Origin of the sequence: Chitinivorax sp. B (genome assembly GCF_005503445.1) — a bacterium.
In the GTDB taxonomy this organism is placed as follows: domain Bacteria; phylum Pseudomonadota; class Gammaproteobacteria; order Burkholderiales; family SCOH01; genus Chitinivorax.
The window spans coordinates 67,750-79,664 of sequence record NZ_SCOH01000011.1 but is presented as its reverse complement, the minus strand read 5'-3'; the positions used below and the strand labels follow the sequence as shown (position 1 = coordinate 79,664).

6 protein-coding genes and 2 pseudogenes are annotated in these 11,915 nt (G+C 53.5%); 6 read left to right on the top strand and 2 right to left on the bottom strand.

Going from position 1 to position 11,915, the window contains the following annotated elements; all coding sequences use genetic code 11:
• Positions 1 to 3 precede the first annotated feature (3 nt).
• The 6 genes and pseudogenes from flgL to FFS57_RS08960 all read left to right on the top strand — a co-directional run bounded on the left by flgL (position 4) and on the right by FFS57_RS08960 (position 5,617).
• Positions 4 to 1,308 (top strand): flagellar hook-associated protein FlgL, encoded by a 1,305-nt coding sequence (gene flgL, locus FFS57_RS08980; RefSeq protein ID WP_137937449.1) that lies wholly within the window; start codon positions 4 to 6, stop codon positions 1,306 to 1,308.
• Positions 1,309 to 1,554: 246 nt separating this feature from the next.
• Positions 1,555 to 2,184: pseudogene (locus FFS57_RS08975) on the top strand (IS4 family transposase); the annotation flags it as partial.
• Between the two features lie 62 nt (positions 2,185 to 2,246).
• A complete protein-coding gene (locus tag FFS57_RS26260) occupies positions 2,247 to 2,414 on the top strand; it encodes a DUF6331 family protein (RefSeq protein ID WP_502705905.1) in 168 nt (55 codons plus the stop codon).
• Between the two features lie 234 nt (positions 2,415 to 2,648).
• A pseudogene (locus tag FFS57_RS26255) lies at positions 2,649 to 2,921 on the top strand (MFS transporter); the annotation flags it as partial.
• Between the two features lie 939 nt (positions 2,922 to 3,860).
• The gene (locus FFS57_RS08965; protein ID WP_137937447.1) at positions 3,861 to 4,805 is read left to right on the top strand and encodes an alpha/beta hydrolase; all 945 of its coding nucleotides are present in this window, start codon (positions 3,861 to 3,863) and stop codon (positions 4,803 to 4,805) included.
• Between the two features lie 368 nt (positions 4,806 to 5,173).
• Entirely contained in the window at positions 5,174 to 5,617 is a 444-nt protein-coding gene (locus FFS57_RS08960; protein WP_137937446.1) for a universal stress protein, read from the top strand.
• Positions 5,618 to 5,714: 97 nt separating this feature from the next.
• Here FFS57_RS08960 and FFS57_RS08955 read toward each other — a convergent pair whose 3' ends face one another.
• Together FFS57_RS08955 and FFS57_RS08950 are read right to left on the bottom strand one after the other, a co-directional pair.
• Positions 5,715 to 6,551, bottom strand: coding sequence for a hypothetical protein (locus FFS57_RS08955; RefSeq protein WP_137937445.1), 837 nt, complete (start codon positions 6,549 to 6,551; stop codon positions 5,715 to 5,717).
• A gap of 163 nt (positions 6,552 to 6,714) precedes the next feature.
• Complete coding sequence (locus FFS57_RS08950; protein WP_137937444.1) at positions 6,715 to 11,910, bottom strand: DNA repair ATPase; 5,196 nt, start codon at positions 11,908 to 11,910, stop codon at positions 6,715 to 6,717.
• Positions 11,911 to 11,915 lie beyond the last annotated feature (5 nt).

Sequence of the window (11,915 nt, the reverse complement as noted above, 5' to 3'; positions counted from 1 at the left end):
ATCATGGCTATGCGTTTCAGTACTCTCAATATCTATAATCTGGGCATCGATAGCGTGCGGCAGAATCAGTTTGATCTGGTCAAGCTGCAACAGCAGATTTCCAGTGGCCGGCGTGTACTGACTCCCGCCGACGACCCGGTGGCGTCGGCCCAGATGTTGCAAGTGGATCAGGCTGCTGCATTGAACGAACAGTTCATGGTCAATGGTCAGAATGCCCGGTCTGCGGTTTCATTGAGTGAAGGCTATCTGCAATCGGTGACTGCCTTGCTGCAAAATGTAAAAACCCAGGCAGTTTACGCCGGTAACCCGACGTTGACCCAGTCTGATCGGGCTGCGCTGTTGTCCGAGCTGGAAGAGCGTTACAAAGAGTTGATGGGCTTGGCGAATGCTACGGATGGCAACGGGCAGTATCTGTATTCTGGCTATCAAGGGAATACCAAACCGTTTGATGAGATTGCCCCTGGGCAAGTGGTTTATCTGGGGGATCAGGGGCAACGGCAGATTCAGATCAGCCCGTCACGAGCCTTGCCAGTCAGTGAGTCGGGCCGGGACGTGTTCCAGCGTATCAAGGAAGGCAACGGTACCTTTGTTGGTAAAGCACCTTCCACGAATACCGGTACAGGTATCATTGCCCCTGGCACAGTGAAAGACTTGGCCAAATGGCAGGCCGCCACGGTAAAGGATTTCACTATCGTGTTCGAGGTGGATACCACGGTCAACCCCAATGTGACCCGCTATGACATCACGGAGACTGCCACCGGCAATTCGGTGTTTACCGGGGCACCGCCTGTCGCTGGCGTATATGCTCGTGTCTATCAACCTAATGCCGCCATTGACTTCAGGCGCTTGCCGGGTGATCCAGGGGCTGTTGCATTCGATGTTGGCATTCAAACCAGTATCGATAGTGCTCCGGCTCAAGGTGATACGTTTACCATCAGTGCGGCAAAGGACAAGCAGATCTTCGATACCATGACGCAGTTTGCCAATTTGTTGAAATTGCAGAAAGATACGCCAGCTGCAGCTGCCAACTACCAGAACGAGCTGGGCCAGGTCATGCAAAGCCTGGAAAATACCATTACCAATGTCACTACCGTTCAGGCAGACATCGGGACGAGGTTGAAGGAAGTGGATTCTGTACGGGATACGCTTGATGATCTCAAGTTACAATACGCTACCCAGAATCGTGACTTGGGAGAGCTGGACTATGCTCAGGCCATCAGCGATTTCGCATTGACCCAGACTTTTCTGGAGGCTGCACAGAAGACATTTTTGCAAACTCAGCGGCTGTCATTGTTTGAGCAGATCTGAACGTTGCTGATATGGTGAATTGGAATACTCCGCCACAGTTTGTTTCCCTCGCCACCTTTTATGAGCAAGTGCGTGCTCAGCCAGGCTGCGTTACTGATGCTGTATTCATTGCGCAAATCAATAACACATTTTGGGGGGGCTGAATGCTGGTGCTTTGTGCAGCAAGCTTTGGCAATCATCGCATCTGCCTGTGCTTTGCGGCCTCACCTGATCAGGTAACTGATCACCTTCCCGATTGATGTCATGATTGCTGCCCGTCATGGGCAAGCGGCGCGCCTGGTACGCCAACAGGTTTGGGCGCGCCAGCTCACGCTGCCCGACGGCCAAGGCGGCCGCATGCACCTCACCTGCTGCATCGCCAGGGAAAGCCATGCGCCCACTGGGATCAAGGCGGTGGAGTGGCGGCTGCTGACGAACCGAAGCGCACCGACCTTCGACGCCGTCGTCGAACTGATCGACTGGTATCGCTGCCGCTGGGAGATCGAGACCTTCTTCAACGTGCTCAAGAACGGCTGCCGGGTCGAAGCCTTGCAGCTCAAACATGTCGGCAAGCTCGAACTGGCCCTGGCCGTCTACATGGTCGTGGCGTGGCGACTGGCGCGCCTGGTGCGCTTGGGGTGGACGCATCCGGAACTCGCAGCGACGACGCTCTTCACCGATGACGAGTGGAAAGGCGCCTATATCCTGGCCAAGAAGCCGATCCCGACGACGCCACCGACGATCCGTGAAGTCATCCGGCAGATCGCCATGCTCGGCGGGTTTCTCGGCAGAAAGGGGGACGGTGAACCCGGCATCAAAACCTTTTGGCGGGGCTTCCAGCGCGTCAGGGATTTCGTCGATGGCGTCGAGCATATGCGCCTACTTCATGCCATATGAGTTGTGTGGAAGGGCATGAATTATAGTGGCTGCGAAATCAGATTGCCTTGCCGTTTTGAGTAATGGTCATGAAGATTGACGCTCCGTTGTCAAATCTATTATTACGATGCCAGGCGATATGCGAGCTTGCATGTTGTGGTATGGAGGCCTTCGATTTCTCGCCAGTTCACATCGCATCTTATTTGATACTTTATCGTGGTGAGCTTGCCTGGCAAAATTTTTCTTTTTGAATATAAAAACTGTCATTGCACGAATAAATCTGATATACATTCAAATAGAATAATAAGAAACAACAAGACTCCGCTCACCGCCTGTAAAGGCGGTTTGTTTTTTAGGGGGCAGTGTGGTAGTTCCTTCTCAAAAAAAGCTGTAATAGTTTCTGCCTAAAGTATCGGCACAGTCGTATGCTTGAATCACGTTTTTCATTGCTCAGCAAACCGGTGACAAGGTATGCAGGTGTGTGGTACGCATTTGCTGCAGCAATGGGTTTTCTGTGGTTGTCTACTAAACCGCTGACCAGCGGTCTGATTGCCCATATTTTCAGGTCAGTCTACTTGGGCATGTTGTCCGGCTTTGTTTTCCTCTCGCACTAGATTGGTAGTTTTCTTGGTGTGTGGTTAGGTGGCTATTTGTATGATCTTAACGGGGTCCCCTGACTGGGTCTGGTTGATGTCATCGTCTTGGGTGTCATGGTGGCCATTGCATGCTGGCCCATTCGTGAGCACCTTATTGGCAGGCTGGTATCTGTTGGAGGTCGATATACAACGCTGGCAAAAAGTTACGCTCTGGCTGATGGTGCTGCTCGTGCTGAGCAGCGTGTTCACTGCATACCTGCGTCTCATAGTATTGGTGATGCTAGCAAATTGGGTAGCACTTTGTTGTTGAGGTCGTTGGCATGGTGCAAGCCATTGGCCTGATTTGGTTGGAAAATGCAGCCTTGATCACCTAAGTCGCGGGTCGGACGGACGATGTTTACTTTTCAATCTGCTGGTGATGACCATCAGGTCTTTACATGGAGTGTGCCGCGTCTTGTTGCTTGAGAGGGGGGCGTACCTACCTGCCAAGCTAAGCTATTCACAGCTAACAAAATATAAAGCCGCCTATTGTAATCTGGTATGTCTTATCGCAGTTATGCGGATTGATTTTATTGAGTTATTGATTGTAGATATTTGATTTTATGTTGTGGGCGCTGTGGTACTCGTGTTTCATGCAGGACTATCCATTCTCAAGTTTATATTCTCGTTTTATCGCATCAATGCATATTAATCGTGGCTGGTGTTGGAGTAATCATGCCTGAATCCTGGTATTTATATCTGAATAGTCGAATGTTGTTGAGTTGTTTTTGTTTGATGGTGCATGATTTATAAACATAGTTGCACGCATTACGTATGCGCTATGATGAATCGATTGCTTGCGAAGTATTGATTGGCTTGAACCTTTTTTCACGTAATAGCTCAGACAATTGAGTGCCGGGTAAAAGCAGATCATCACGCAAGTTGTATCGACATGATATGCGCCGTAGACCTGTCATGAGGTCATGATGGCGTGTTGAGATGGCCGTGTTAACGGTCTAGCGATACCCGAGTAAGGAGCAATGCCAGGTGACGTATTGGGGCGACTATGTAGTGGCCTGCAATACGTTGGTATGGCTTGTACCCTGCCGGATTGGAGGGGTCATGCCAAGTCTACGCAGTCATATTCATCGCCTAGTAGTCAAGCACTGGTTTAGTTCCAAACTGCATCCCGAATGGCCGCTGGCAAGGCAACGTTCGCATGTGATGCATGCGGGTAGTTGTTTGCCGGTGCCGCCCACCTTGCGAGTCAAGACTGTCCACGCGGAGCGGGTGCCATGTGAATGGTTGACCTTCAGAGATCACGACGATGGCCCGATTTTTCTATTTCTACATGGCGGCGGATATTGTATGGGGGCGGCGAGGACACACCGGAGTTTGGTCGCCAGACTATGTCGACGCCTACATGGTCAGGCATTGTTGCCCAACTATCGGCTTGCGCCTGAGCATCCTTTCCCCGCAGGGCTGGATGATGCAGTAACGGCATATGACTGGTTGTTGGCGCAGGGTGTTGCCGCAAGACGGATTGTGCTCGCTGGGGATTCGGCAGGAGGTGGGTTGGCATTGTCGACAGCATTACGTATACGTGAGCGTGGTCGGCCGATGCCGGGGGCACTCTTGCTGTTGTCTCCTTGGACTGATCTGATGTTGACGGGTGGCAGCTTGGTTACGCGTGCCGAACGAGATCCGATGATCAGTCGCGCATGGTTGGCTTGGCAGGCTGATATGTATTGTGCGGGACGCGATCCAGCGACGCCATTGATCTCTCCTTTATATGCAGACTTGCGTGGGTTGCCGCCGTTGGTGATTCAAGTTGGCAGTGATGAGATATTGTTTAGTGATGCGGATCGCCTGATGGAAAAGGCCAAGATTGCTGGTGTGCGGGTCGATTTTCTGGTCGGTGATCATATGTGGCATGGCTGGCAGATGCTGGCCGGGCTGATGCCAGAAGCAGATAGTGCCTTACAGTCCGCTGCCGATCGATTACAGCGATGGATGTCGGCAGATGAACTGCCATGTTCTGCTTTGAATACCTTGCGGATGGTTTGATAGCAGGTATTGGTTTTGTTGCCCGCCCTATGATGTGGGTGGGCTCAAAAGCCCCTATTTTTCTGGATGTCTCCAGATACAGGCCAAGTATTTTTGCCCAATGACAGCGATACCATGCGGCCGTACTACTTAGCTTGGCACATTCCCCGTCACCCATTTGCACATCGCTACACAATTTAAGTCAAGGCTGCCTGACGGACAGGTTGCATGGTGTTGAATCGCCCTCAGGGTCCTTGATTTCAATCAATAGCGCATTGTTGGGGATCGATTACCTTAGATCCGTGTACATCCACAACCTGCTCCTGCTTTCAATTGGTACGTTGCATTGATGCTGGACTTGCTGGAGCTTACTTGAGGAGGAATCCATCATGTTCAAACATATTCTGGTCCCGACTGATGGGTCGCCACTGTCTGGCAAGGCAGTAGATGCTGCTATTAAGTTGGCAATTGAAACGGATGCGCGCATCACGGCACTGTATGTGATGGAGCGCTTTCCTGTGATGCCAGTGACAGAGTATGCGCCACTGAATGTGTCATCGGTTGACGAATTTCAGAAACACCAACAAAGCATTGCCGATCGCTATCTTGGTATTGTGGCAGATGCGGCCCGAGAAGCCAGGGTGACTTGCAAAACGGAGGCTGTAACGGGTGAATCGATCTACCAAGCGATTGTGAGCGTTGCTGAGCAGTGCGGTTGTGACCTGATTCTGATGGCTTCTCATGGTCGGCGTGGCTTGCAAAGTCTGTTGTTGGGTAGCGAGACCAACAAGGTGCTGACGCATAGCAAGATCCCCGTATTAGTCTATCGCTGATCACAGGCTTTGGCGTGGTGATGTGATTTGAGTGTAGTGATCAAAAAAATCACCACGGGCCAGACCGGCACGTGGCGACGGGACCGATTCCAATGGGTCAGCTTTGTGTGGCAGACTCGGAGCCGGCTGCGGGTTTTTTCACGATCTTCCAGCTGGTGCCGTTGACATGGCCGTCCCGGCTAGGTGCCATCCAGACTTTATTGTCTGCTGCGACACAGTCTACCCATCGGCCGCCCTGTGGATTGTCCATATTGCGTAATGACCAGCCACGTTCCGATTTTTCGACCAACCACATGGCGCCTGGGTCCTTGGCGTTGGGCTGTAGGCGCAAGCCTGTGGTGCCGCTGGTGGACAGGAAATTGCCAGCACCACCGTCCTGACTTTCAAAAACAATCGAGCCTTCGTTGCTGACGGTGACTTTCCACCACGTGGAGGCAGGTGCAGCTTCCTGTTGCATGGATAACCCGACTGAACTGCTCTTGACAGAACCATTCAGCCATTTGGGGCCGGGTACCGTGTCCTGACACTGTAGCGATACCAAATCGCCATTCTTGAACGGTGCAACGTTGGATGAACTGCCTCCACCCATGCCACCGCTGATCATGTCGCCATGCTCAGCGCCTGGTGGTGTTGCCGTGGCAAGTTTGGTTGCGCCTGGCTTCACGTCGGAACCACTCAAGATGGTTTTGCTGTTACTGGTTTGGGGTTGTCGGCCAGCCTTGGTTTCGGCGGCCAGTTTCTGCATGGCGTCACTCGAAGTGTCGCTGCTGGCGCTGCTGTCCGAATTGGCGAGTTTGCCGCCAGCAGCTTTGGTTGCATCTGCTTTCTTGTCGGACGAACCGAATATGGCGGCGCCGCCGCCAACCAGCAAGGCCACGATGGCTGTTGCGATGGCGATGGTCTTGATACGTTGCGAATTGTTGTCGTCGGACATGAAAGGCTCCATATGCATAGCTTCGGATTTTAAGACACGATAACAGAATAGGCCGACCATGCCTTCACCGATTATCAGGCATAAAACACAGCCTATCTCATTCAAGTGATGGTCTGTGCATTTGCGTTATCGGATGTTTAACCTGCCTACTGGTCAGTTCTTGTCATCGCGGTGCCTTGCTTACTGCGGTAATGCGCTGTTGCAGGTTGGTTAGCTCTTCGCCTATTTGCTGCACTTTCTCCCAGATCTCATGATCCAACCTAATCTTATGGTTCATGGCACTGATGGTGGGTAGTAACGCTGTTTCATAGGCTTGTGCCAGGCCGCGGATGACGTCCACGATATCTGCCGCGGGTTCAACCTGCACATGTACTTGCGGTGCGGGTGGGACATGTTTGGCGAGTGTACCCAGTCCATCATGCAAAACCTTGGCCAAGGTTTTGGTGCCTTGGGCATCACGTAGTTGTCCAGCAATATCGCCTAGCGTGACGGCCATATCCGCCGCCAGATTGGCAAGCTTGGTGGTGCCATCGGCATCGGCGCCGCCTTGTTTTTTGTGGCGTTGAAAATCGGCGCGGATGGTAGCCCAACGCTCGGCTTCTTCTGGCGTATGGTCCCCAAGGATTTCCGACAATTTCAGGAGGTTTTCTTCCGCACCTTGGGTCAGGGTCTGTGCTTCACCGCGATAGTGGTCACGCAGCAGTGCGGCCAGTTCATCATCGCGCATGATGGCGCTGACCCTGGCCGTCAGTTTGGCCATATTGCGATAGCTACCCTGCAGCTTGAATGGTGGTTCAGTACGGTAGGCATCAGCCTGCGCGGCGGAGGCGATGTATGCTGCGTTCACCTGCAGCAGCACATCACGCACCTGGAACAGCTTGCGGAACAGGCCAACAATCTCATTGGCTTCAGCGGCACCGTAAGCATGGCTAAACTCACTTTGGGGAACGTTCTCACCTTGCGCCATCTGTACAAATAGGCGGACGTCCGACGGTGCCCGACTGGTCAGTGGAGCCAAGGCGGGGTGAGCGGTCAGGCTGTTTTCCAGATATGACAGGGCAAACAACGCTTCACGCCCAGACAACACATCACCCAAATTATAGATGTCGGCCCGGTTGGCCAACATGTCCGGAATCTTGAAGGCTTCCCCTGATTCAGTATATGGGTTGCCTGCCATGACGATTGCGAAACGCTTACCACGTAGGTCGAACGTGCGCGGTTCACCATGCCATACGCCTTCCACTCTGCGCGTGCCATCACATAGCGCGATGAATTTCTGCAGGAACTCCGGATTGGTGTGTTGGATATCATCCAGATACAACATCACGTTATTGCCCATCATCAATCCGAGGTTGAGCTTTTCCAGTTCTTGCCGCGCCGCGCTATGGGTTGCCTGGGCAGGGTCGAGTGAGACAATGTCGTGGCCCAAGGCAGGGCAGTTGATTCGAACGAAGATCATGCCCAGCCGATCAGCCAGATATTCCATCAGCGTGGTCTTGCCATAACCGGGGGGTGAGATCAGCAACAGCATCCCCATCAAATCGGTACGACGTGCTTCGCCCGCTGTACCCATCTGTTTGGCTAAGTTGTCGCCAATGATGGGTAGGTATACCTCGTCGATCAGGCGGTTGCGCACAAAGCTGGACAGTGGTTTGGCCTGGAACTGATGCAGTTTGAGTTCGCCCTTGCGATTTGTGACCAGTTGCTGTCGTAACGCCTGTAGTTGCTCGTAGGCAGGCAATACAACTTGGCGATGATGAGCTAGCCTTTGACGGAAATCGTTCAGGTTGATCTGCAGCGTACCCTGCTGAATCAATGGGTGTTCACCCAGCAAGCCCGGTACTGCCTGTTGCAGTGTGGCATTGACGCGATGACGAGCTTGCTCGGTCAATAGTAGGGCGGCGGCTTCTGGGACAAAGAACACGGCCTGCGGGGCGTGGGCCGTTGCATAGCCTTGTAGCCAGTGGCTGGCATGTAACCAGCGTTCATTCAAGCTACCGCTTTGCAGTGTGTCACGCCATTCGCCAATCAGGTTGGCATGTTCCAGATAGTGAATCAGGCCATCGGCCAAATCCCGGGCATTGCCACTTTCTGTCCAATCCCGTTGCGGGCTGGCCAATTCAGCGACCAGATATTCACCAGCTTCTTCCAGCAAAGTGCCATTGGACCAGCTTTCCAGACCGCTTTCCTTGGCAAAGCGGGCTAGGCTGCGTACGGTATGCTGGCGGAGCTCGTTTATGGCTTGATCTTGTCCGAACTGGGCATGAAGTTGTTCTGCGCTGTGGGCGCGTCGCTTCAATTGGGTCTGCAGGCCTTCGCCAATGGCGGCATGGTAGAGCGCGGCCAGTGCACGGGCCGTTGGGCTGTAACGAAGCAGGCCGGCATGGTCCATCATTGGTAGCAGGGCTGCCAATATCAATGCAGCATCATGATCATGGACGCCTTTCTGGTAGCCATCCTGATAACGTGGTGCCGCAAATTGACGAACGCGATCCTGTAGTGCTGGCAGGTCAGCGGCGATCTCGTGCAGGCGGTTCAGATCCAAGCCGAATTCCTTGCGGGTTGCCGCGTCCAGCAATTGGCCGACTAAATATTCGGCTCGATACAGCGAAGGTGTTTCACTGGGTAGCACCAAGCCCCAGTAGGGTTTGAGTGAATCCAGCACTGAGTCATTGACCATTTCAAAATAGTCAGTCCCGGTCAGGTGAAAGGCGAGGGCGCCTTCTTTGGGTACTAGGGTCAGGTCCAGCGGCTGCACGTTGACGGTAAAGGCGTGTTTGCCCAGGCGGATCACATTACCGCCTTCGCCCATCAGCTCGGTGCGATCACGCAATACCTTGACGGCATTTTCGCGCGCCGTTTTCAATTGGGATTCGAGGTCGTCAGCGTGGACTGCGTCGCCCAGTTTGCGCAGCTCGCCTATCAAGCCCTTTAGTTTCAGGATCAGCGCGTCGGAGGCGAAGTAGGCATGTAGTTGTGCTTGCTCAGACAGTTGCACCACGCGTTTGGGAATGCCTGCGAGAATGCGGCTGGCAGCATCAAACAGGGCGCCGGCCCGTTTCTGGCGCTCATCCAGCAAGGTTTGCTTGCGTCCGGAAAATGCCTCGTAGACCGCTTCGCGTTTGATGGCAATATCGGCGATGAAGGCATCCTGTTCACCAAACTGGCCTTCCAATTCTTCCAGTTGCGTCAGTAGCCGTGTCATGGCCTCATCGCATTTTTCTGGTGAGTCGGCCAGATCCAGCGCATTGGCAATGCTTTGCCCGAATAGCTTGAATTGCGCACCAAATTCGGCGGCCGATTCGGTTTCGGCCAATTGTTTTTTCAGCTTGCGGGCTTCGGCGCGTAATCTGTTCACCTCTGCATAGACGCCGGAAATAGCATCCAGAATACGGGTGCGCAAAGTGGCGTCGCCGGCGGCCAGTGTGCCCAGTAGCTCGGTCAACAGATCCAGACCATGGGCCACCTGATCCAGCTGGGCCAGAATCGGCGCCAGATCGACAGTCTTTTCCACTGTGGGCAGCTGGGTTGCAGTTTTTGCCAGCTCATTGCGATAGCTGTCAAAGGCTGTATCTTGCGCCAAAAAGCGGATGGTTTTGTCGGCAATTCGTGTTTGCTCGGTAGTCAGCTCGACATCCAGCTGGCTGATCCGGTCCAGGTCAATGTAACGTGCTTCCTTCAAGGTCAGCAGCCTGCCGCGTTGCGCGCGCAGCTTGTCCAGCGCTACAACAAAATCACCAGGCGAGTGCCATAGTGCACTGGCAATATCCGTGTTGAGTGCTTTCTGTTCGGCTTCTGCCTGAGTCAGCAATTTGGCTGCTTCACGACGGATGCTGGTGATCTTGTCGAACTCATCCAGCGTGGCGCGGGCGGTGTCGCCGATTGCCTTGAGTTCGCTAGCCAACTGGCCTGTCTCGGGGGCGTCCAGCCAAAAATAACTGTCCTGAACGCGGGCACAGTGCTTGATCAGGTCTTCATAGGCGTGGCGGGAGGGGCATTGCTCGCGCACGGCACGGGCAATGCCATAGAGTTCCGACAAACCGCGCACCAGTTCACCATTACCAATACGGCCGAAAAAACCGTGTCCAATCGCTTTGCTGCTGGCGAATTCCTCATTGCAGAATGGGGTTTGCCACAATTGCATGGGGTGGGTGCGGGTAGGTTCGTCACTTTCTGCGATAAACAACAGGATGCGGCCGTCTGCAAAGCGGGCGTAGCCATTGCTGTAGATCGGTGCTGACAATTGCTTGTCAATCAGGTTGTAGGAGAACAGGCCAAGCTTACCGGCTACCGGTTCATAGAACACATACAGCACATCCTCGCCGTTGGGTGAGCGTGCCATCCGCTTGAAGCGCATGCCAGCTGCGTCAGTATCAAAGCGTTTGGATTCACCGCTTTGTAGGTAATACCCACCGGGAAAGATGATTCCGTGGTCTTCTGGCAATTGCACACAACTCTCACCCATCTCATCAATCCGGGTGGCGGTTTGGGTGCGCTGGTTGTAGACCAAGTAACGTACTTTGTCTTCACGATATGGCTTGATACGTAGCAGAATCAACGCACCCAGCCGTGCATAGGCGACGTCGGCATCGGCCAATGATTGGTTCCGGTCATCCACCGGTTCGCTGAAGATACCCAATCCACTTTCAGTGTTGTTCTCGATCTTGATGGTCAGATCGCCGCCAATTGTTTCCACAAACACCGTGTCAAGAATGTTGATATGCGGGTGCTTGCCATTGACGTGGTCTTCGCGGGTGGTGGTGGTCCACTCGAAATCATGGGTAGGTGGCAGCTGTATGTCACGCTCACCACGGTTGTCGATATAGGCAATCTTGCCGTCTGGCGCCAATGCCCAGCGGAACACGCGGATATCGGTGATTTGTTGGCCGATTTTGAAGGCGACCAACAATTTGTCATTGTGTACCCGTAACTGCACCAAAGTGGCTTGTTTGTAATAGGCGTAAAGCTCGCGGAAATCGGCCGTGAAGCGCTGATCAGCCAGAAAGGTTCCATCGAATGGCGAGGGTATCAGTTCGTCACCATCGTTGCCTTCCACCAGTTGATACAGGCTGAACACATCCTCGATGCGGGTTTCTTTTTTAAGGCCAATGAAGACGTTGTAGCCAAACAGCAGCCAGGGGCCGACCCGAACCAGATCGCGGGCTACGCAGTTGTTTTCAGTACGGGCACGGATGCGGCGGATCAGTCGCATGTCTTCCCGGCCGAATTCGGCCAGTCTTGCCTCATTCAGTGTGCCAGCCTTGGTCAATAGCATTTCGCCTTGTTGATTCAACCGTTGGCGAAGCAGATCGTAGCTACCACCAGCAAGTTCGGTGAGGTTTTCTTGGGGTTCGGACATGGTTG